This window comes from Cellulomonas phragmiteti, assembly GCF_016862775.1.
Classification (GTDB): domain Bacteria; phylum Actinomycetota; class Actinomycetes; order Actinomycetales; family Cellulomonadaceae; genus Cellulomonas; species Cellulomonas phragmiteti.
Map to the genome: position 1 here is coordinate 128,992 of NZ_BONP01000008.1, position 20,620 is coordinate 149,611.

Annotated in this window: 22 protein-coding genes; 12 read left to right on the forward strand and 10 right to left on the reverse strand. The window is 75.9% G+C overall.

Features of this window, described 5'->3' with window-relative positions; translation table 11 throughout:
* The first annotated feature begins 7 nt into the window (after positions 1-7).
* The gene (locus tag Cph01nite_RS08890) at positions 8-1,372 is read left to right on the forward strand and encodes a serine/threonine-protein kinase (RefSeq protein ID WP_203673332.1); all 1,365 of its coding nucleotides are present in this window, start codon (positions 8-10) and stop codon (positions 1,370-1,372) included.
* Here the strand turns inward: Cph01nite_RS08890 and Cph01nite_RS08895 are convergent.
* The 3 genes from Cph01nite_RS08895 to lpdA form a co-directional block, all read right to left on the reverse strand.
* Positions 1,344-2,261 (reverse strand): TIGR01777 family oxidoreductase, encoded by a 918-nt coding sequence (locus Cph01nite_RS08895; protein WP_203673334.1) that lies wholly within the window; start codon positions 2,259-2,261, stop codon positions 1,344-1,346. The two genes, Cph01nite_RS08890 and Cph01nite_RS08895, sit on opposite strands and share 29 nt — an antisense overlap.
* 147 nt (positions 2,262-2,408) lie before the next feature.
* Positions 2,409-4,250 carry a 2-oxoglutarate dehydrogenase, E2 component, dihydrolipoamide succinyltransferase gene (sucB, locus tag Cph01nite_RS08900; RefSeq protein WP_203673336.1) on the reverse strand — a complete coding sequence of 614 codons (1,842 nt, stop codon included), beginning with the start codon at positions 4,248-4,250 and terminating at the stop codon, positions 2,409-2,411.
* 29 nt (positions 4,251-4,279) lie between these two features.
* Positions 4,280-5,662 carry a dihydrolipoyl dehydrogenase gene (gene lpdA, locus Cph01nite_RS08905; RefSeq protein WP_203673338.1) on the reverse strand — a complete coding sequence of 461 codons (1,383 nt, stop codon included), beginning with the start codon at positions 5,660-5,662 and terminating at the stop codon, positions 4,280-4,282.
* Between the two features lie 199 nt (positions 5,663-5,861).
* Here lpdA and Cph01nite_RS08910 point away from each other — a divergent pair, with 199 nt between their 5' ends.
* A complete protein-coding gene (locus Cph01nite_RS08910) occupies positions 5,862-6,221 on the forward strand; it encodes an oxidoreductase (protein WP_203673340.1) in 360 nt (119 codons plus the stop codon).
* A gap of 34 nt (positions 6,222-6,255) precedes the next feature.
* On the opposite strand, the gene Cph01nite_RS08915 is transcribed toward Cph01nite_RS08910, so the two are convergent.
* Positions 6,256-7,737: a leucyl aminopeptidase gene (locus Cph01nite_RS08915; RefSeq protein ID WP_203673342.1), complete on the reverse strand. Its 1,482-nt coding sequence runs from the start codon at positions 7,735-7,737 to the stop codon at positions 6,256-6,258.
* Positions 7,738-7,820: 83 nt separating this feature from the next.
* Here Cph01nite_RS08915 and Cph01nite_RS08920 point away from each other — a divergent pair, with 83 nt between their 5' ends.
* From Cph01nite_RS08920 to Cph01nite_RS08935, 4 genes are read left to right on the forward strand one after another with little or no spacing between them, the layout of a single operon-like run.
* Positions 7,821-8,177 (forward strand): hypothetical protein, encoded by a 357-nt coding sequence (locus Cph01nite_RS08920; RefSeq protein WP_203673344.1) that lies wholly within the window; start codon positions 7,821-7,823, stop codon positions 8,175-8,177.
* Between the two features lies 1 nt (position 8,178).
* A complete protein-coding gene (locus Cph01nite_RS08925; RefSeq protein WP_203673347.1) occupies positions 8,179-8,640 on the forward strand; it encodes a hypothetical protein in 462 nt (153 codons plus the stop codon).
* Positions 8,641-8,645: 5 nt separating this feature from the next.
* A complete protein-coding gene (locus Cph01nite_RS08930) occupies positions 8,646-9,704 on the forward strand; it encodes a quinone-dependent dihydroorotate dehydrogenase (RefSeq protein ID WP_203673349.1) in 1,059 nt (352 codons plus the stop codon).
* The gene (locus Cph01nite_RS08935; protein ID WP_203673351.1) at positions 9,704-9,916 is read left to right on the forward strand and encodes a hypothetical protein; all 213 of its coding nucleotides are present in this window, start codon (positions 9,704-9,706) and stop codon (positions 9,914-9,916) included. The genes Cph01nite_RS08930 and Cph01nite_RS08935 overlap by 1 nt, the downstream gene beginning before the upstream one ends.
* A 5-nt stretch (positions 9,917-9,921) precedes the next feature.
* On the opposite strand, the gene yczR is transcribed toward Cph01nite_RS08935, so the two are convergent.
* A complete protein-coding gene (gene yczR, locus Cph01nite_RS08940) occupies positions 9,922-11,370 on the reverse strand; it encodes a MocR-like transcription factor YczR (RefSeq protein ID WP_203673352.1) in 1,449 nt (482 codons plus the stop codon).
* Between the two features lie 61 nt (positions 11,371-11,431).
* On the opposite strand from yczR, the gene Cph01nite_RS08945 reads away from it, so the two are divergent.
* From Cph01nite_RS08945 to Cph01nite_RS08955, 3 genes are read left to right on the forward strand one after another with little or no spacing between them, the layout of a single operon-like run.
* Entirely contained in the window at positions 11,432-11,575 is a 144-nt protein-coding gene (locus Cph01nite_RS08945) for a hypothetical protein (RefSeq protein ID WP_203673353.1), read from the forward strand.
* A 38-nt stretch (positions 11,576-11,613) separates the two neighbouring features.
* On the forward strand, positions 11,614-12,222 hold the full coding sequence (gene yczE, locus Cph01nite_RS08950) for a membrane protein YczE (RefSeq protein ID WP_203673448.1): 609 nt from the start codon (positions 11,614-11,616) through the stop codon (positions 12,220-12,222).
* A gap of 46 nt (positions 12,223-12,268) precedes the next feature.
* Positions 12,269-13,039: a hypothetical protein gene (locus Cph01nite_RS08955; RefSeq protein ID WP_203673354.1), complete on the forward strand. Its 771-nt coding sequence runs from the start codon at positions 12,269-12,271 to the stop codon at positions 13,037-13,039.
* Positions 13,040-13,063: 24 nt separating this feature from the next.
* Here Cph01nite_RS08955 and Cph01nite_RS08960 read toward each other — a convergent pair whose 3' ends face one another.
* The gene (locus Cph01nite_RS08960) at positions 13,064-13,663 is read right to left on the reverse strand and encodes a DUF3043 domain-containing protein (RefSeq protein WP_203673355.1); all 600 of its coding nucleotides are present in this window, start codon (positions 13,661-13,663) and stop codon (positions 13,064-13,066) included.
* A gap of 32 nt (positions 13,664-13,695) precedes the next feature.
* Between Cph01nite_RS08960 and Cph01nite_RS08965 the strand changes: the two genes are divergently transcribed.
* Positions 13,696-15,090 (forward strand): dipeptidase, encoded by a 1,395-nt coding sequence (locus Cph01nite_RS08965; RefSeq protein ID WP_203673356.1) that lies wholly within the window; start codon positions 13,696-13,698, stop codon positions 15,088-15,090.
* An 18-nt stretch (positions 15,091-15,108) separates the two neighbouring features.
* Here the strand turns inward: Cph01nite_RS08965 and Cph01nite_RS08970 are convergent, their stop codons facing one another.
* The 3 genes from Cph01nite_RS08970 to nadA form a co-directional block, all read right to left on the reverse strand.
* A complete protein-coding gene (locus Cph01nite_RS08970; RefSeq protein WP_203673454.1) occupies positions 15,109-15,627 on the reverse strand; it encodes an acyl-CoA thioesterase in 519 nt (172 codons plus the stop codon).
* A 63-nt stretch (positions 15,628-15,690) separates the two neighbouring features.
* Positions 15,691-16,290 (reverse strand): DJ-1/PfpI family protein, encoded by a 600-nt coding sequence (locus tag Cph01nite_RS08975; protein ID WP_203673357.1) that lies wholly within the window; start codon positions 16,288-16,290, stop codon positions 15,691-15,693.
* 38 nt (positions 16,291-16,328) lie between these two features.
* Complete coding sequence (gene nadA, locus Cph01nite_RS08980) at positions 16,329-17,525, reverse strand: quinolinate synthase NadA (protein ID WP_203673358.1); 1,197 nt, start codon at positions 17,523-17,525, stop codon at positions 16,329-16,331.
* Positions 17,526-17,635: 110 nt separating this feature from the next.
* On the opposite strand from nadA, the gene Cph01nite_RS08985 reads away from it, so the two are divergent.
* Together Cph01nite_RS08985 and erpA are read left to right on the forward strand one after the other, a co-directional pair.
* Positions 17,636-18,844 carry a glycerate kinase gene (locus tag Cph01nite_RS08985; RefSeq protein WP_239069150.1) on the forward strand — a complete coding sequence of 403 codons (1,209 nt, stop codon included), beginning with the start codon at positions 17,636-17,638 and terminating at the stop codon, positions 18,842-18,844.
* A gap of 73 nt (positions 18,845-18,917) precedes the next feature.
* Complete coding sequence (gene erpA, locus Cph01nite_RS08990; RefSeq protein WP_013117313.1) at positions 18,918-19,268, forward strand: iron-sulfur cluster insertion protein ErpA; 351 nt, start codon at positions 18,918-18,920, stop codon at positions 19,266-19,268.
* A 78-nt stretch (positions 19,269-19,346) separates the two neighbouring features.
* On the opposite strand, the gene Cph01nite_RS08995 is transcribed toward erpA, so the two are convergent.
* Positions 19,347-20,510 (reverse strand): cysteine desulfurase family protein, encoded by a 1,164-nt coding sequence (locus tag Cph01nite_RS08995; protein WP_203673359.1) that lies wholly within the window; start codon positions 20,508-20,510, stop codon positions 19,347-19,349.
* Positions 20,511-20,620: the final 110 nt, after the last annotated feature.

Here is a 20,620-nt window from a genome sequence, read left to right on the forward strand (position 1 = left end):
TGTCGGGGTGCACACCGCCGCCCCACCACCGGACGACGTGACCCGGCTCCTGCAGGCGCACGGGGCCCGTGTCGCCTCGGCCGTGGGGACGGACGGCTCGTGGTGGGTCGCCCGTCCTGTCGACGAGGCCGACGGCCCCTGGCTCGAGGTGCTCGTGGCCGACGTCCCGGTGGACGCGACCCTCCCCGGACGTGCGGGCACGCTCACGGCGCTCGACCACCCGCACCTCGCGCGGGTCCTCGCCGTCGAGCCGTTGGGGCCGGGCCGTGTCGCCCTCGTGTGCGAGCACGTGCCGGGACCCACCCTGGCAGCCGTGCGAGCGGCCCGCCCGCCGTTGGCCGACGGCGAGGTCGTCACCGTGGCGGTGCCCGTGGCGCAGGCGCTCGCGGCGCTGCACGCCACGGGCCTGGCGCACGGCGCCGTCGGTGCCGACCGTGTCGTCCTGCGACCCGGTGGCGTGCCCGTCCTGGTGGACCTGCGCGGCGCGCTGCGCGACGTGGGGACGCCCACCGGCGACGTGCACCGCCTCGTCGCCGCCCTGCTGGGCCTGATGCCGCCGCTGGACGCCCACCTCGCGGCGGGCCTGGAGGAGGCGGTCCGCCTGCGTGACGCGCTGGAGGCGCTCCTGCGCGGCCGCGCGACCCCGCAGGAGGTCGTCGACGCGGTGTTCGCGGTCGCCTCGGCCGAGCCCGTCCAGGTCCCCGAGGCCGACGAGCTGGCCGGGGCCCAGGTCGCGCTCGCTGCGGGGCGCAGCGGCATCCCGCGGGAGGCCGAGACGTCCGCCCCGCCCCGGCGCGCGCGTCGCGAGCAGCGCCGCCGCCGGTGGTGGCCCGTGGCGGCGGGCGCAGCCGTGGTGGTGGTCCTCGCCGCCGGCGCCCTGGCCGTCCGTCACCTGCCCGGGTCGTCGGCGGACGCCGCGACGCCCGTGGCGTCGGCCGGGCCCACCCCGACGGCACCCGTGCCCGGCGCGGGCCTGGGCGACCGGCAGGACCCCGCGACGGCCGCGGCGGCCCTCACACGCCTGCGCACGGCGGCGCTCGCGGACGCCGACGCCGATGCCCTCGCGGCGCTCGGGGTCGCCGGGTCGCCGGCGCTCGCCGCGGACACCGCCCTCGTCGCGCAGCTCGCAGGTGCCCGCAGCGAGGGCCTCGCGGTGGACGTGACGTCGACGACCTGGACCGGGGCGACGCCGGAGGGTGACGCGACCGTCGAGGTCACCTCGACGATGTCCGCGCACACGCGCGTCGCCGTGACGGGGGAGCGCACGGACGTCCCGGCGACCTCGGCGCGGACGGTCGAGCTGGTGCTGCGGTGGACGCCGGCCGGGTGGCGGGTGTGGGACGTCAGGGAGCCGGGCGGCGCGCTGCCCTGAGCCAGTGCGCGACGTCGTCCGCGGTGGCGTGCCGCGGCTCGAAGCCCGAGTCGCGCAGCACCCGGGCGTCGGCGTTGATCGACCCGAGCACCTCCGAGGAGAAGTCGCGCAGCGCGACGCGCAGCAGGGGTGCGGGCACCGGGAGCGTGACCCGCGCGCCCCAGGCCGACCGGAGCGCGGCGACCAGGTCGGCGTGACGGTCCGCACGCGCCACCAGGTTCGCCGGACCGTGCACGGGTGCGTGCAGCAGGTGCGTGATCGCACGTACCTCGTCCAGCAGGCTGATCCAGCTCCAGTACTGCCGCCCGGAGCCGAGGCGCGTGGCGACACCGGCGCGCAACGGCAGGAGCAGGGGTGCAGCGGCACCGCCGCGCGCACTGAGCACGATGCCCGTGCGCAGGTGCACGACGCGCACTCCGGCGTCCTGGGCGGGCGAGGTCGCCGCCTCCCACCGGCGCACGACACCCGCGAAGAACGTGTCGCCCAGCGGCTCGTCCTCGCCCAGCAGCGTGTCCCCGCGGTCGCCGTAGGCGCCGATGCCGGACGCCTGCAGCAGGACCTGCGGCGCTCGGCCCTCCCGCGAGCCCGCGAGCTCGGCGAGCGTGCGGGACAGCAGCCCGGCCGTCTGCACGCGTGAGGACACGACCTCACGCTTGCGTGCGGCCGTCAGCGGGCGGGACGCGACGTTGACGCCTGCGAGGTCGACCACCGCGTCGCTCGCGGCGACCGCCGCGGTGTCGATCGTCCCGGCGACGGGGTCCCACGCGGCCTCGCCGGGGGACCGGGGATCCCGTCGTACCAGACGGACGACGTCGTGGCCGGACTCGCGCAGGTGCTGCACGAGCGCCGTCCCGACCAGACCGGACGACCCGGCCACGAGCACGCGCATGTCGGTCACCCTAGCCACGGGAGGCGATCGCGGCACGGTGGGCACGGCCGGACGCCGCGGCGTGGCGCCGCGCGGCACGGTGCGGGCCGGGGACGACGCGGGGCCGCCCACCTGGCGGTGGACGGCCCCGGGAGGGCTGCGCGAGCGTCAGAGGCCGAGCTCGGCCTCGAACGCCCCCTCCTCGAGCCGGTTCTTCACCGCGGTGAGGTAGCGCGACGCGTCGGCCCCGTCGACCAGCCGGTGGTCGTACGACAGGCAGAGGTAGCACATCGACCGGATCGCGATGACCTCGGCACCGTCGGCGTCCTTCACGACGACCGGGCGCTTGACGATCGCGCCCGTGCCGAGGATCGCGGACGTGCCGCCGGGCACGATCGGGGTGTCGATGATCGCGCCGCCCGAGCCGGTGTTGGTCACCGTGAAGGTCGCACCCGAGAGCTCGTCCGGCGTGACCTTGTTGGCACGCGTCCGGGCTGCCAGGTCGGCGATCTTGCGGGAGATGCCGGCGATGTTGAGGTCGCCCGCGTCGCGGATCACCGGCACGAGCAGACCGCGCTCGGTGTCGACCGCGATGCCGACGTTCTCCTGGCCGTGGTAGGTGATCGTCTTGTCCTCGAGCACCCCGTTGACCTTGGGGTACGTCTTGAGGGCCTCGACGGCGGCCTGCACGAAGAAGGGCAGGAACGTGAGGTTGACGCCCTCGCGTGCCTTGAAGTCCTCCTTCGCGCGGGCGCGCAGCCGCGCGATCCGGGTGACGTCGACCTCGACGACCGTCGTGAGCTGGGCCTGCGTGTGCAGGGCCTCGACCATGCGCTCGGCGATGATCTGGCGCAGCCGGCTGGCCTTCTCGGTCGTGCCGCGCAGCGGCGAGACCTGCGCGGGTGGCGCGGCCTTGGCGGGCGCGGGAGCGGCCTCGGCCGCAGCGGGAGCCGGTGCCTCGGCCGCCTTGCGCGCCTCCTCGGCCTTCGCCGCGGCCTCGAGCACGTCCTCCTTGCGGATCCGCCCGCCGACGCCGGAGCCCGTGAGCGTCGTGACGTCCACGCCCTTCTCGGCGGCGAGCTTGCGGACCAGCGGCGTGAGGTACGACCCGCCGGCGGCGGGCTGCGGGGTGCCCGACGGCGAGGCGCCCGACTGCGGAGCGGGGGACTGGGCCGTGGGCTGCGCGGCGGCCGCCTCCTGCGCGGCCGGTGCGGGCTGATCAGGTGCCGGCGCCTGCTCGGCCTCCGGTGCGGGCGCCTCGTAGCCGGCCGCGTCCTGCGTCTCCTGCTGCCCGCCGGAGGCCGCCGGCTGCTCGCTCGGCTCCTGCGGGGCTGCCGGCTGCTCGCTGGCGGACGCCGCGGCTCCGGACCCGACGACCGCGAGGACCGCCCCGACCTCGACGGTCTCGTCCTCCTGGACGCGGATCTCCTGCAGCGTCCCGGCAACCGGCGACGGGATCTCGGTGTCGACCTTGTCGGTCGAGATCTCGAGCAGCGGCTCGTCCACGGCGACCTCGTCGCCGACGGCCTTGAGCCAGCGGGTGACGGTGCCCTCGGTGACGGACTCACCGAGCGCCGGGAGCGTGACCTCCTGGCCCTCGCCACCGCCGGACGGTGCCGAGGGGGCCGGGGCGTCCTCGTGCTCCTCGACGGGCTGCTGCGCGGACTGCTCGGCGGCAGGCTCCTCGGCGGGGGCCTCCTCGGCGGGGGCCTCCTCAGTCTTCTCCTGGGCAGGGGCCTCCTGGGCGCCGGAGCCGGAGTCGCCGGAGCCCTCGCCCGAGCCGATGACGGCGAGCGTGGCGCCGACCTCGACCGTCTCGTCCTCCTGGACGAGGATCTGCTCGAGCACGCCGGCGAACGGCGACGGGATCTCGGTGTCGACCTTGTCGGTCGAGATCTCGAGCAGGGGCTCGTCGACGGCGACGGTGTCGCCGACGGCCTTGAGCCAGCGGGTGACGGTGCCCTCGGTGACGGACTCACCGAGCGCGGGAAGCTGCACGTTGTCGGACATGACCGCTCGTGTCTCCTTCGATCCTGGGGTCAGTTGTGGGCGTGCAGCGGCTTGCCGGCGAGCGCGAGGAACGCCTCACCGAGAGCCTCGTTCTGCGTGGGGTGCGCGTGCACGAGCTGCGCGACGTCCTCCGGGTAGGCCTCCCAGTTGACGATCAGCTGACCCTCGCCGATCAGCTCGCCGACGCGTGCACCGATCATGTGCACGCCGACGACCGGGCCGTCCTTCTTGCGGACCAGCTTGATGAACCCCTGGGTCGCGAGGATCTGGCTCTTGCCGTTGCCCCCCAGGTTGTACTCGAGGGTCTCGACGGCGTCGTCGCCGTAGAGCTCCTTGGCCCGCTTCTCGGTGACGCCGACCGACCCGACCTCGGGGTCGGAGTACGTCACGCGCGGGATGCCGGACTCCTCGATGAGCGGCGGGTTGAGCCCCGCGATCTGCTCGGCCACGAAGATGCCCTGCTGGAACCCGCGGTGGGCCAGCTGCAGGCCGGGGACGATGTCGCCGACCGCGTAGATGTTGGCGACGCCGGTGTGCAGGCGCTCGTCGGTGATGACGAAGCCGCGGTCCAGCGTGATGCCCTGCTCCTCGAACCCGAGACCGGAGGTGCTCGGCCCACGGCCGACGGCCACGAGCAGGAGGTCCGCGTCGAACGTCTTGCCGTCCTCGAGCGAGACGTGCACGCCGTTGTCGTCCTGGGTGACGCCCGAGAACCGCACCCCCAGGTTGAACGCGATGCCGCGCTTGCGGAACGCGCGCTCGAAGGCCTTGGAGATGACCTCCTCCTCGTTGGGCACGAGGTGGGGGAGCGCCTCGATGATCGTGACGTCGGCGCCGAACGACCGCCAGACGCTCGCGAACTCCGACCCGATCACGCCGCCGCCGAGGATGATCGCCGAGCGGGGGACGTAGTCGAGCGTGAGCGCCTGGTCCGAGGTCATGACCCGGCCGCCGATCTCCAGCCCGGGCAGGGAGCGCGCGTACGAGCCGGTGCCGAGCACGATGTGCTCACCGGTGAGCGTGCGGTCGCCGACCTGGACGGTGTGCGGCCCGGTGAGCTTGCCGTAGCCCTCGACGACCTCGATCTTGCGGGACTTGATGAGCCCCTGCAGCCCCTTGTACAGACGGCCGATCACGCTGTCCTTGTACTGGTTGACCCCGCCCATGTCGATGCGCTCGAGGTGCGTGTGCACCCCGAAGTGCGCACCCTCGCGGGCGTTGTCGGCCAGCTCGGCCGCGTGCAGGAGGGCCTTGGTCGGGATGCATCCCCGATGCAGGCAGGTGCCCCCCACCTTGTCGGCCTCGACCAGGGCGACGGTCTTGCCCAGCTCGGCGGCGCGCAGCGCAGCGGCGTAGCCGCCACTGCCTCCGCCCAGGACGACGATGTCGAAAGCGGTGCCGGTGTCGGCCACGTGCGCACTCCTCGCAGGGTGTGGGATTTGCTGCTCGCCCATCTTGTCATCCCGTCCGCGCCGCGACGAACCGGCTAGCACATCGGGCGGTGTGAGTCCCGCGACAGTCGTCCCATGACCGCGGCCGGTGGCGGGTGGTCGGGACGTCGCACGGGCCGCGTCCAGGCAGCACCCAGGGTCCGTCGGTAAAGTCCCGGCCATGGGTCTGTTCTCACGTCGCCGCCCCGACCGGTCCGGATCGCCCTCCGGCGCACCCACCGGTCGCGACGCGCGCGCCGAGACGCTCGCGTACCTGCGGGACTTCGTCAGCACGCGCGTGGGCGTCGAGGCCTACGTCGAGCCACAGACCAACGTCACCCCGACGACGCTCATGCTCGTCGCGACGGACGGCGAGTGGACGCGTCGCAAGGTCCCGGACGAGCGTGCCGCGGCGGCGCTCGCGCGCGACCTGCAGATCCCGGTGTACGACGTGCAGCGCACCGGGTACCCGCAGCGGGTGCGGGACTGGAACGCGCGGCAGCGCATCGAGCGCAAGCGCCGCGCGGCCGAGCGGGCCTGAGCCGGCGCGCGCCGGCGGTCGCCCCGTCGACGGCTCAGGACGCGCGCTGCTCCAGCAGCCGCAGGAGGGTGCGCACGCCGACGCCGGTCCCGCCCACGGGCGTGTACCCGAACGCGGTGCGCTCGTTGAACGCCGGGCCGGCCACGTCGAGGTGCGCCCACGGGGTCGACCCGACGAAGTGCTGCAGGAAGATGCCGGCGGTCAGCATGCCGCCGAACCGGTCACCGATGTTGGCGAGGTCGGCGACCTTCGACTTCAGCCCGACCTTGAGGTCGGCCGGCAGGGGCATGGGCCAGAACTGCTCGCCGGCGCCGTGCGCCGCGTCGACCACCTCGGCGCGTGCCTCGTCCGTGCCCATGACGGCCGAGACGCGGTGCCCGAGGGCGACGACCTGCGCGCCGGTGAGCGTCGCGATGTCGACCACGAGGTCGGGCTTCTCCTCGACGGCCGCGACCAGGCCGTCCGCCATCACCAGCCGGCCCTCGGCATCGGTGTTGAGGACCTCCACGGTCGTGCCGCCGCGGATCGTCACGACGTCGGACGGGCGCTGCGCCGTGCCGGACGGCATGTTCTCCGCGAGGCAGAGCCAACCGGTCACCGCCACCGGCAGCCCCAGGCGCGCGGCCGCGACGACGGTGTGCAGCACGGCGGCCGCGCCGGCCATGTCGGACTTCATCGCCTCCATGCCGGCGGCCGGCTTGATCGAGATGCCGCCCGAGTCGAACGTGATGCCCTTGCCGACGAGCGCGACGTGGCCCTTGGCCTTCGAAGGGCTGTAGGCGACCTTGACGAGACGCGGCGGGCGGGCCGAGCCCTGCCCGACGCCGACGATGCCGCCGTATCCACCGGCGGCCAGCGCCTTCTCGTCGAGCACGGTGACCTTCAGCGACCTCGCGTCGGCGGCCTTGACCGCCGCCTTGGCCACGTCGGCGAAGGCCGCCGGGTAGAGGTCGTTCGGCGCGGCGTTGACGAGGTCGCGCGTGCCGTGGACCGCCGCGGCGACCACCTCGGCGCGTGCCAGCACGGCCTGCGTCGCCTTGTCCTTCGCCAGGGGGGTCACGATCTCGACGCGGCCGACCGGCGCGTCCTGGGCGTGGTAGCGGTCGAACACGTAGGCGCCGATCAGCGCGCCCTCGGCCACGGCCGCGACCGCCTCCCGGTCGGTGGCGGGCAGGGCCAGGGCCACGGACGCCAGGCCCGTCAGCTCGCGGGTCGCGGCACCGCTCGCGCGCCGCAGCAGCTCGGCACCGGCGGGGGTGGTGGCGTCGACGGGGCCGTCGCCCAGGCCCGTGACCACGAGGGTCGCGGCCTTCAGGCCGGTGCCGGGCAACCGGCGCACCTCGTCGACCGCGCCGGTGATCCCGAGGCGGGCGCCGTCCTGCGTGATCTGGCGGGTGAGCTCGGCGGGCAGCCAGTCCGCGCCCACGGGCACCACGGACGTGCCCTGGACGTGCACGCCCACGACGAGGGCGTCGACGTCGAGCTGGCTGGGGTCGGTGGAGGTCAGCGAGATCACGCCCCCGATCGTAGCGGCGCGGGCGGGCGGTACCGGCGCGCGCCGTGGGCGCCGCCGGGCGGCGACCGGTAGGTTGTCGACCCGTGCTCGTCCCCCTCGCCCTGCTCGTCGCCGCCCTGTGCCTGGCGCTGGCCGTCTGGGCCGCCTGGTTCGTCGTCGCCGACCGGGCCGTGGTCCTGCGCCAGCTGTGGGGAGCGGCGGTCGTGGAGGTCGTCCTGGCCGTCCAGGCCGTGGTGCTCGGGGTGCTGCAGGCGGCCGGCGACCGCGACGTCGACGGCTGGCTGCTGTGGGGGTACGTGGCGACGCAGCTGGTGGTCCTGCCGGTCGCCGCCGCGTGGGCGTTCGCGGAGCGGACCCGGTGGAGCTCGGTCGTGCTGCTGGTCGCCGCGCTGACGGTCGCGTTCCTCGAGCTGCGGCTCCTGCAGATCTGGGGGGCGTGAGGTGGCGAGCGGGCCGCGCGGTGCGGCGCCCGGACGTCGCCCGACCGGGACGGGGGCGGGCCGGCTGCTCGTCGCGGTCTACGGCGTCCTCGCGCTCGCGGCGTCCGCGCGCGGGCTCTACCAGGTGGGCACCAAGCTGCAGGAGGCGCCCGTGGCGTACGTGCTGTCGCTCGTCGCCGGCCTGGTGTACGCCGTCGCGACGTACGCGCTGGCGCGCGACCTGCGGACCCTCGCGTGGTCGGCGGTCGTCTTCGAGGTGGTCGGCGTGCTGACGGTCGGCACCCTGTCGCTCGTCGACGTGGGGGACTTCCCGGACGAGACGGTGTGGTCGCAGTTCGGCGCCGGGTACGGGTACGTGCCGCTCGTCCTCCCGCTCGTCGGGCTGTGGTGGCTGCGCCGCACCGGCCGGGGCGCGTCCGCCGTGGACGCCCGCCCGCCCGCCGCGCCGCCGGCCGTAGGGTGAGCGCCGTGTACCGGCTGCTGTTCGACCTGGTGTTCCGTCGCATGGACCCCGAGCGGGCGCACGAGGTGGCGTTCACCCTCATCGGTGCCGTCGGTCGCGTCCCCGGCCTGCGGTGGGTCGTGTCCCGCGTGCTGCGCGTGCCGCGCGGCGACGCGGGGCGCGTCGAGGTGTGGGGCCGCACCGTGCCGGGCCGGTTCGGGCTCGCCGCGGGCTTCGACAAGGACGCGCGCGCGGTCGAGGGCCTCGCGATGCTGGGGTTCGCGTTCGTCGAGGTCGGCACGGTCACCGCGCACCCGCAGCCGGGCAACGACAGGCCCCGCCTGTGGCGCATCGTGGAGGACCGCGCGCTGCGCAACCGGATGGGCTTCAACAACGAGGGGTCCGCCGCGGTCGCGGCGCGGCTGCGGCGGTTGCGTGCCACGCCCCGTGGCCGCTCGCTCGTGGTCGGGGTCAACATCGGCAAGACGAAGGTGACGCCGGCGGACGACGCCGCGGCCGACTACGCGACGAGCGCCTCGCGCCTGGCGCCCTACGCGGACTACCTGGTCGTCAACGTGTCGTCACCGAACACGCCGGGGCTGCGGGACCTGCAGGCGGTCGACGCGCTGCGACCGGTGCTCACCGCGACGCGCGTCGCCGCGGACGAGGCCACCTCGCGGTCGGGGCGTCCGGCGGTGCCCGTCCTGGTGAAGATCGCGCCCGACCTGTCCGACGCCGACGTCGACGCGGTGGCCGACCTCGTGGCCGAGCTCGGGCTCGACGGTGTCGTGGCCGTCAACACGACGATCGCGCACGACCTCGGCCCGGGTGGTCTGTCGGGCCCGCCCGTGCTGTCCCGGGGGCTCGACGTCGTCGCGCGGCTGCGCACGCGACTCGGCGAGGAGGCCGTGATCATCGGGGTCGGCGGCGTCAGCGGGCCCGCGGACGCCCGGGAGTACCTCGCGGTGGGTGCGACGCTGGTGCAGGCCTACACGGCGTTCATCTACGAGGGACCGACCCTCGCAGCCCGCATCGGCCGTGCGCTCGCCGCCGAGACCGCCGGCGCGACGGGGGGTCGGCGGTGATGGTCGTGCGCCCGCGCTGGCGCTGGCGTCTGGTCGCGGCGGACGGCGCGGACGTCGAGCGGCCGGGCAGCCCGGTGTTCCTCGCCCGGTTCGAGGCCGAGCAGTGGCTCGGCGAGCACTGGCGCGCCCTCGCCGGGCAGGGCGTGCGCCGCGCCGTGCTGCAGAACGACAGCGAGGACCTCCTCCCGGGCATCGAGCTGCCGGGCGACTGAGCGCGTCACACGAGCGCGGGCTGCGCTCCGGACGCCCGAGCGGGAGCCCCGGAGCCGAGGGCCGCCCACCCGGCGGCGAGCCCGTCCACAGCCCGGCGCAGCGCGTCGACGGGCTGGGAGAACGGCACGCGGAGGTGGTCGTCGAACGTGCCGTCGACGCCGAACGCCGGGCCGGGGGCGATGCGGACTCCGTAGCCGTGCGCGAGCGCCGCGAGCGCGGTCGAGACGGGTGCACCCAGGTCGACCCACGTCGACAGGCCGCCCGCGGGCACGGCGAGGCGCCAGTCGGGCAGGTCCTGGGCGAGCATCCGCACCAGTCCGTCGCGCTGCTCGCGGAGCGTGGCGCGACGCTGCCCCAGGACCTCGTCGGCGCGCGCGAGCAGCTCGACGGTCACCAGCTGGTCGAGCACCGACGTGCCGAGGTCCACGTGCGCCCGTCGTTGGGCGAGTGCACCGACGAGATCGGGGTGACCGCGTAGCCAGCCGACGCGCAGGCCGCCCCAGAAGGACTTGGACGCCGAGCCGACGCACACGACGTACCGGTCGCCGGCGCCGGACCCGGCGAACGGCGCCGGCGCCGGACCGTCGAGCGTGAGGTCGGTGAGGGTCTCGTCGCCCACGACGACGGTGCGGGTGCGTCGAGCCAGGTCGCGTACCTGCTCGCGACCCTCGGGCGACAGCGACGTCCCGGTGGGGTTGTGGTGGTCGGGGACCAGGTACACCAGGCGCGGCGACGCCTGGCGGACGGTCGACGCGAGCAGCTCGAGGTCCGTGCCGTGCCGCAGGACCGGCACCGGAACGGCGCGTGCGCCGGCGGCCCGGACCGCGTCGATCGCGTGCGGGTACGTCGGGTGCTCGACGACCGCACGGTCGCCGGCCCCGGCGAAGGCGCCGGCCAGCAGGTGGATCGCCTGCTGCGCGCCGGTGGTGACGAGCACCTGGTCGGGCGTGGTCGGGACCCCGCGCGCCGTGTAGCGCGCCGCCACGGCCGCGCGCAGCTCGGGCAGGCCGAGCGGCGCGTAGCCGGCGCGCGACGTGTGGCGGGGCAGCGCGTCCAGGGCGTCCGCGCACGCCTGCGCCAGCTGGGGCGGAGCCGGGGGTGCGGCGGCGGACAGGTCGACGAGACCGTCCTCGGCGGTGCCCAGCCGGGCGGGTGCGCGGTCGCGCGCCTGCGCGGGCAGGGTCGTCACGGTGCCCGACCCTCGTCGGCTGACGAGGAAGCCCTCGTCGCGCAGCAGGTCGTACGCCGCGGTCACGGTGGTGCGCGAGACGCCGAGCGCGTCGGCGACTTCGCGCTCACCGGGGAGCCGGGTGGCCAGGGGCAGCGTCCCGGAGCGGGTGAGGCCGCGCAGGGCGTCGGCGAGCGAGCGGTAGGCCGGCCCGTGGTGCTGCCACGACCCGAGCAGCGTGCGGAGCCGGGGCCCGCTCACCCGGCGATCAGCGTCTCCCGTCATGTGGCCACTATCTGCCAAGTGGATATGGAATGCAATGCCACCGGCTCCGCAGAGTAGGGCCATGATCTCGCCCCCGTGGGTGGCAGCAGCCGTCCTCCTCCTCCTCCTCGTCCTGGTGCAGCTCGCCCGGACCGTCCGCGGCGACGGGCTGGGTCACCGTCCGCCGCCGGCACGCTCGGCCGAGGGGGAGGGGCAGGGGTGCTGACGCTCGCACGTGGCACCGACCGTCGGCGCCCTGCGCCCGTGCGCCGCCACCGCACCGACCGCCGTCGTGGCGCCCAGCTCGGAGGCGGGCTGGTGCTGTACGCGGCGTCCATCGCCCTCCTCGTCCACGCGCACCTCGGGTCGATGCCCTGGGACGTGCTGAGCCAGGGCCTCGCGCGTGCCACCGGGCGCTCCCTGGGGACCGTCACCGTGGTGGTGTCCCTCGTCGTCCTCGTGGCGTGGCTGCCGCTACGGCAGCGTCCCGGTGTCGGCACGGTCGCCAACGTGGTCGTCATCGGTGCGCTCGTGGACCCGTTCCTCGCGCTCGCCGCCCTGCTGCCCGAGCCGTTGCCGCTCGCCGCGCGCGGTGCGCTGGTGGTGGTCGGCATCGCCCTCAACGGTCTGGCGACCGCCCTGTACGTCGGCGCGCGCCTCGGCCCCGGCCCCCGTGACGGCCTGATGACGGGACTCGTCGCGCGCACCGGGTGGTCGGTCCGGCTCGTGCGCGCGGCCATCGAGGTGGTCGTCGTGGCCGCGGGCTGGGCGCTGGGCGGCACCGTCGGGGTCGGCACCCTGGCGTACGCCCTCGCGATCGGTCCGCTCGTCCACGTGCTCCTGCCGCGGCTCACGGTGCCGGTCGAGCGGTAGCCTGCCACCAGGTCGGACCACGTCCGCCCGCGGGTCGAGGAGGACGATGTACACGGTCGGTGCGGTGGTGGACGGTTACGAGCTGACCGCGGCGGGCGAGTGGGTGCGACGCTCGCCGACGACGGGCTCGCCGTACCAGGTCGGGGACGTCGTCGACGGGCACCTGCTCGACGCCGACCTCGCCTGGGTGCCGCTGCGCCGGGCGCCGTCCGAGCCGTACGTCGCCGGTGACGTCGTGGACGGCCACGTCCTGACACCGGACGGGGACTGGACCCCGCTCGAGGCGCGGGTGCGGGCGCGCGCGGAGGGCGGCAGGGCGCGGCAGCAGGGTGCGGCGCGGCCTCAGGTCCCCGCGCCCTCGTCCGCGGAGCCGTCCGCCGCCGAGCGTGCGGCGCGACGTGCGGCGGAGCACCAGCTCGCCGGTGAGCGTGCCGCCGCCGAGCGGCGCGCCGCGTCCCAGCACGCGTCCGCCGAGCACCGTGCGGTCGAGCACCGGGCGGCCGACGCGCGTGCCGCAGCCGGGCGGGCCACCGAGCGCGCCGCCGCCCGGGCGAGCGCCGCAGCACCGGCCCGCCGCACCTACGAGGTGGGGGACGTCGTCAACGGGCACGTGCTCACGCCCGAGCACCGCTGGGTGCCCGTGGGCGGCCCGGGTCGCCCCTCCGGCGGGCCGGCGGACGTCCGCCCGGACCCGGTGCGCCCGGCGGCGCCGCCCGCGTCGCCGGCTCCCGCTCGGCGCAACGGCCTGTCCCCGATCGTCCCGCTGCTGTTCATCGGATTCGTCGTGCTCCAGGCCGTGCGGGCCTGCGGGGGCTGACGGGAGCCGCCGGGCCCGGTCGCCTCAGGCCGGGTGCTGCCCGTGCTTGACCCGCGGCTTCGGCAGCCGCGAGGGACGCACCTGGAACGCGCGCAGCACCGCGTACATCGTCAGGCCGCGCAGCAGGGCCGCGTCGCCGAACTTCGCCGCCAGACGCTGCTTCAGACCGCGCCACATGAGCCACGCGTCGATCATGGACGCGATGATGTAGACGTACAGCACGACGAGCGACGCGAACGCGACGACCGGTGCCGTGCTCGCGGTGACGAACTGCAGGACGAGGAACGCCGCAGCCAGGGGCAGGAAGAACTCCCCGAGGTTCCACCGCGCGTCGACGCTGTCGCGCACGTACCGCCGCACGGGGCCGCGGTCGCGCGCCGGCATGTGACGCTCGTCCCCGTTGCGCATCGCCTGGTACTCCAGGTCGCGCTGCACGCGCGCCTTGGCCCGGGCCTCCTTGGCGGCCGCGCGGCGGTCCGCGGGCACGAGCGGGCGCCGGTTGCGGGCCTCCGCCTCCTTGCGTCGGGGCGTCGGGCGGCCCTTGCCCGTGGGCACGGGCTGCGGCGGCTCGTCCACGACGGGCGCGTCGACGGTCGGCGGGGGGTCCTGCTTGCGTCCGAACACCCGACCAGGGTAGTCGAGTAGCGTCGTGGGACGTGACCACCACCGACCCTGCCGCCGTCCCGACCGACGCCCGCGTCGCCGCCCTGCGGGCGCGCGTCGCCGAGCAGTTCGCGGACGTCCGCGCGGACCTCGACGCGCTCGTCCGCATCCCCAGCGTGTCAAACGCCGAGTTCGACCAGGCCCACGTCGAGGCGTCCGCCGAGGCCGTCGCGCGGCTGCTGGGCGCGGCCGGTCTGCCCGAGGTCGACGTCCTGCGGGTCGTCGGCCCCGACGGCGTCGCGGGCGCCCCCGCCGTCGTCGCGCGGCGTCCCGCGCCGGACGGCGCGCCCACGGTGCTCCTGTACGCGCACCACGACGTGCAGCCTCCGGGTGACGAGGCCCACTGGTCGTCGCCGCCGTTCGAGCCCACCCGGCGCGGTGAGCGGCTGTACGGGCGCGGAGCCGCCGACGACAAGGCCGGTGTCGTCGCGCACGTCGGTGCGCTGCGGGCGCTCGGGGACGAGCTCGGCGTCGGCGTGACCGTGTTCGTCGAGGGGGAGGAGGAGGTGGGGTCGCCGACCTTCGTCGACTTCCTCCACGCGCACCGCGACCTGCTCGCGGCCGACGTCATCGTGGTCGCCGACTCCTCGAACTGGAAGGTCGGCGTCCCGGGGCTGACGACGTCGCTGCGGGGCCTCGTGGACCTGGTGGTCGAGGTCCGGGTGCTCGACCACGCCGTCCACTCCGGCATGTTCGGCGGACCGGTGCTCGACGCCCCCACCCTGCTGGCACGCCTGCTGGCGACCCTGCACGACGAGCACGGGGACGTCGCCGTCGCCGGGCTCGTGCGGGCCGAGGACCCGAGCGTCGACTACGAGGAGGCCGACCTGCGCGCCGACGCCGGCGTCCTGCCGGGCGTGCGGCTCGCCGGCACGGGACCGCTGACGGCCCGGCTGTGGACGCGTCCGGCCATCGGGGTCATCGGGCTGGACGCGCCGCGCGTCGCGAGCGCCTCCAACACGATCACCCCGCGGGCGTCGGCCAAGCTGTCGGTGCGGCTCGCGCCGGGTCAGGACCCCGCGGCCGCGATGTCGGCGATGCGCCGGCACCTCGAGGACCACGCACCGTTCGGCGCGCAGGTCACCGTCGAGGAGGGGGAGCAGGGGCGTGCGTTCCGCGCACCCGCCGACTCGGCGGGCATGCAGGCGGCACGCTGGGCGATGCGCACGTCCTGGGGCACGCCGCCCGTCGACATCGGCGTGGGCGGGTCGATCCCGTTCATCGGCGACCTGCTGGACGTGTACCCCGAGGCCACGATCCTCGTCACGGGCGTCGAGGACCCCGACTCCCGCGCGCACGGCGCGGACGAGTCGGTGCACCTGGGCGAGCTCGAGCGCGTCGTGCTGGCGGAGGTCCTGCTGCTCGAGGTGCTGGCCGCACGCGGCTGAGCACGCGGTCGCGCGCGGTCAGCGGTGGGCGACGTCGACCGCGCGCGCCCACGCGGCGACGTCGTCGGGCAGCGCGGGGCTCTCCCGCCGGGTGCCGTCGATGACCTCCACGACGTCCGCGGGAGCGATGCGGTCCCCGGCACGCGACAGGAAGCGGCCGGCGAGCCAGCCGCGTGCGGCGAGGTGCCCGCCGCGCTCGACCACCTGCTCCAGGTACACGACGCGGGCGTCCCACCCGAGCACGCGCGTGGTGACCGTGAACCGCTGCCCCAGGGTCAACGACCGCCGGTACGTCATGGTCGAGGCGGCCACCACCGGGTACCAGCCGCGCGCGGCAAGGCGGCCGTACGCCCCGAGGTCCGCGAGGTAGTTCGACCGGCCGATGTCCAGGTACTGCAGGTAGACACCGTTGTTGGTGTGGCGGTAGAGGTCCAGGTCGCCCGGTCGCACCCGCAGGTGGGTGACCGACGGGTCGAGCAGGTCCTGGCCGGGCACGGCCCGGCGCGGGCGGAGGGTGGCGAGCGTGAGCTGGATCATCCGGGACACCGGGCCGAGGTTACCGACCGGCGCCCGTGCTCGGGCACGGTCGCCCCGCCGGCGTCACACCGGAGGCAGCGGGTCGTACTGCAGGTCGCGACGCACCGCGAGCGCGGCGTCGGTCGACTCGAGGCGGGCGACCAGGTGCAGGGCCATGTCGATGCCCGCCGAGACCCCGGCGGACGTGATGAGGTCGCCGTCGTCGACGAACCTCGCGTCGGTGTCGACCAGGACGCTCGGCTCGGCCGTCACGAGGGCGTCGAGCGCGCTGTGGTGCGTGGTGGCGGGCCGGCCCGCCAGGAGACCGGCGGCGGCGTAGACCAGGGCGCCGGTGCACACGCTCGTCATGAGCGGCGTGCGCGCGCGCATCCGGCGGACCCACGCCAGGTGCGTCTCGTCGGTCAGCAGCGTGCGGGTGCCGCGGCCCCCCGGGTGCACCAGCACCGTCAGGGGGCCGACGTCCTCGGCGCCGGTGTCCGGGACGAGGCTCAGGCCCTTGGCGCAGCGCACCCCGGCGCCGTCGGCGGAGAAGGTCAGGACCTCGGGGCGCAGGGAGCTGCGCTGCGCCCAGGACGCGAGCACCTCCCACGGACCCACGGCGTCGAGCTCCTCGACGCCGTCGAACACGAGGACCCCCACCCGCAGCGGGGACTGGGTCGACATCGGCTACCCCCTCGAGCCGTTCCCGGGCCGGTGGCGCGTCAGTGCCCCGGCAGTGCCAGCATCTGGTCCAGCGCGACCCGCGCCCAGTGGGCGTCGTCCGCGTCCACGACGATCCGGTTGGGCACGCGCCCCTCGACGAGCGACTCCAGCGTCCACACCAGGTGGGGCAGGTCGATCCGGTTCATCGTCGAGCAGAAGCAGACCGTCGAGTCCAGGTAGTGCACCGTCAGCTCCGGGTGGTGCGCCGCCAGGCGGCGCACCAGGTTGAGCTCGGTGCCGATCGCCCAGGAGGACCCCGGCTCGGCCGCGTCCAGCGCCTTGATGATGTACTCCGTGGACCCGACCATGTCGGCCGCCGTGACGACCTCGTGCGTGCACTCCGGGTGGACCAGCACCGTGACGTCGGGCACCGCGGCACGGACGTCCGCGACGTTGCGCGCCGAGAACCGGCCGTGCACCGAGCAGTGCCCGCGCCACAGGATCATGCGCGCCGCCTGCAGCTGCGCGGCGGTGACGCCGCCGCCGGGCTTGCGCGGGTCGAACACGACGCAGTCGTCCAGCGAGAGGCCGAGCTGGGTGACCGCCGTGTTGCGGCCCAGGTGCTGGTCCGGCATGAACAGCACCTTGCCGCGACCCTCGAGACCGCCCACCCGGTCGAAGGCCCACCGCAGGGCCACGTGCGCGTTGGACGACGTGCACACCGTGCCGCCGTGCCGGCCCGTGAACGCCTTGATCGCCGCCGTGGAGTTCATGTAGGTCACCGGGACCGTGTCCGCGGCGACCCCGGCGTCGACCAGCACGTCCCAGGCGTCCTCGACCTGGTCGATGGCCGCCATGTCGGCCATCGAGCAGCCGGCGGCGAGGTCCGGCAGCACGACCTGCTGGGTGTCCGACGTGAGGATGTCGGCGGACTCCGCCATGAAGTGCACGCCGCAGAACACGACGAACTCCGCGTCGGGACGGGCGGCCGCCTCACGCGCGAGCTTGAAGGAGTCGCCCGTGACGTCGGCGAACGCGATGACCTCGTCACGCTGGTAGTGGTGCCCCAGCACGAACGCCCGGTCGCCCAGCGCGGCCCGTGCGGCCTGCGCGCGCGCCACGAGGGTCGGGTCGGCCGGGTCGGGCAGCGCGCCGACGCACTCCACCCCTCGCTCGGACGTCAGGTCGACGCCACGACCGAGCAGCAGGAGCGCGGACGGGGCGGGCTCGGTGAACGTGCCGGTGCTGGTGCTCACCGCCGCATGATCCCACAGCCGTCGCCGCCACGGCGGGCGACCCCGGGCACGTGGACACGCCGCGCGGACGCCGAGACGCCGGCCCCGTCCCGGCGTGCCACGATCGGGCCGTGCGCGTCCTCCTGGCCCCCGACGGCTTCGGCACCAGCCTCACCCCCGCCGAGGCGGCCGACGTGCTGCGCTCCGGGTGGGCGGACGGTGCCCCGCACGACCTGCTCGACGTCTGCCCGCTCGCGGACGGCGGGCCGGGGTTCGTCGCCACGCTGCACGCCACGCTCGGCGGCGGCCTCGAGCCGGTGACGGTCACGTCCCCGCTCGGGGCTGCCACCCCCGCCGCCCTGCTGCGCGTCGGCACGACGGTCCACGTGGAGTCCGCCCACGCGCTGGGGCTGGACCTCGTGCCGGCGGACCTGCGGGACCCGACGCGCACGACCAGCCGCGGCGCCGGCGAGCTGATCGCCACCGCGCTGCCCGGCGCGGACCGGGTCGTCGTCGGGCTCGGGGGCTCCGCCACCAACGACGGGGGAGCCGGCCTGCTGCTCGCGCTCGCGGACGCCCTGCTCCCGCCCGGCTCGGTCGCCCCGGACGTCGCCGCCCTGCTCGGCGGCGGCGGGGGCGGGCTGGGCGCGGTCGCGGCCGAGGACCTGCGGTGGCTGCCCGACCTGCGGGACGCGCTGCGCGGCGTCGACCTGCTCGCCGCGGTGGACGTGGACGTGCCGCTGCTGGGGCTGCAGGGGGCGTCCGCCGGGTTCGCCCCGCAGAAGGGGGCGTCGCCGCAGCAGGCGCAGGACCTGGAGCGCGCCCTCGGGGCGTTCGCGCACGCCGCGACCGCCGCGCTGGGTCCTGTGCGCACCGGTCCGGGGGCCGACCTGCTGGGAGCCCCGGACGCACGTGCGGGGCGCCCGGCCGCGCTGCCGGGGGCCGGTGCGGCCGGCGGTGTCGGGTTCGCGCTCGCGCTGCTCGGCGCACGGCTGCTGCCCGGCGCGCGCCTCGTCGCCGACGCGGTGGACCTGCCGACCCGGATCGGTGCGCACGACCTCGTCGTCACCGGGGAGGGGCGCACGGACTGGCAGTCGCTGCACGGCAAGGTCGTCGCCGAGGTCGCGGCACGGGCGCTGCCGCTGGCCGTGCCCGTCGTCGTCGTGTCCGGCGAGGTGCTCGTCGGGCGTCGCGAGCTGTCCGCAGCGGGCGTCACGGCCGCGTACGCGGTCGCCGAGGGCCCCGACGCGGTCCGCGAGGCCCTCGCCGACCCGGTCGGGACGTTGCGTGCCCGGGCGGCGCGGGTCGCCCGCACGTGGTCGCCCGCGCGGGCGACGTAGTCTGGTCGGGAACAACGGTCCGGCCGACGGTGTTGGCGTCGGCGAGGAACGTTCTGGCGAACCCGGGAGTGACATGAGCGAGACCACGCAGACCGCGACGCACGGCGTCCAGCTCACCGACGTGGCTGCCGGCAAGGTGCGCAGCCTGCTCGAGCAGGAGGGGCGCGACGACCTGCGTCTGCGCGTCGCCGTGCAGCCCGGCGGCTGCTCGGGCCTGATCTACCAGCTGTACTTCGACGAGCGGCTGCTCGACGGTGACGCGACGCGCGACTACGACGGCGTCGAGGTCGTCGTGGACCGCATGAGCGTGCCGTACCTCGACGGCGCCACGATCGACTTCGCGGACACGATCGAGAAGCAGGGCTTCACGATCGACAACCCCAACGCGGGCAGTGCCTGCGCCTGCGGCGGTTCGTTCAGCTGAGTCGCACGACGTCGACGGGCCCGCACCCCTCCGGGGGTGCGGGCCCGTCCGTGTCCCGGCCGGGCCGGTCGGCGGCCCTCACGCCCCGAGCGCGGCCCTGACGTCGGCGACCGCGCCCGGCAGGACGTCGCAGAACCGGTGGACGTCCGCCGCCGTCACGTCGCTCGGCAGCGACAGCCGGACGTTGCCCTGCGTGAGGACGCCCATCGCGGCGAGCACGTGGCTCGGCTCGAGCGCGCTCGACGTGCACGCCGACCCCGAGCCGACGCCGAAGCCTGCGCGGTCCAGACGGTCGACGACCGACTCGCCGTCGGCGTAGAGGCAGGAGAAGGTCACGACGTGCGGGAGCCGGTCGACCGGGTCGCCGTGGACCTGGACGTCGGGGACCTCGGCGGCCACCCGGCGGCGCACCACGTCGACGAGCGCGCGGCGGTGGGCGTCGGCGCGCCCGCGGTCGGCCACGGCCTCCTGCAGGGCGACGGCGGCCGCGAGCGCCAGGGGCACGTGCACGCCGCCGGGGGACCAGCGGTCGTCGTCCTCCGGCCAGTCGGGGCTGCGGCGCACACCGGTCCGGGTGACCACCACGCCGAGCGGCGGGCCGCCCCAGTCCCCGGCGTCGGCGACCATCACGTCGCCCGCGCGTCCGACGTCGACGTGCCCGGCCGCCGCGCCGACGTCGACCAGCAGCGGCACGCCCGTGCCGCGCAGCGCCGCGTGGACGTCGTCCACCGGCTGGCGGGTGCCGACCTCCCCGTTGGCGTGCTGCAGGACCGCCACGGCGGTGCCCTCGCCGACGGCGGCGGCGAACCGCTCGGCGTCCACCCGGCCCAGGGTGTCGACGCCGACCGTGCGGACCTGCCCGCCCCCGCGCTCGGTGACGAACCGCGCGGCGTGGTGCAGGGCGGCGCGCTCGACGGCACCGACCACCACGTCCGCGCCGGCGCGGCGGCGTCCGCGCGCGACGGCACGCAGCGCGTCGTGCAGCGCCGCCGTGGGGCCCGCGACGAGGTCGACCTCGTCCGTGCGGGCGCCGAGACAGGCGGCGATCGCCTCCCGGGCGCCGTCGAGGAGGAGGCGCGCCCGTCGGGCCTCGGCGAACAGCCGCCGCGGGTCCGCCCACCCCTGGTCGAGGGCCTCGAGCAGGGCGGCGCGCGCCCCGGGCCGCAGCGTGGCGTGCCCGGCGACGTCGAGGACGACCCGGGTCGGGGGCGCGTCGGGCCGGTCGGACGACTGAGGGCTCACGCGGGCACGGTAGCCCGGCGGCCGGGGGCCGCGGCGGGCAGGGGCGCGGGTCGCGGGGTGTGACGGTGCTGACACCGCGTCGTCAAACGTGCGGTGCAGCACGTGAGGGG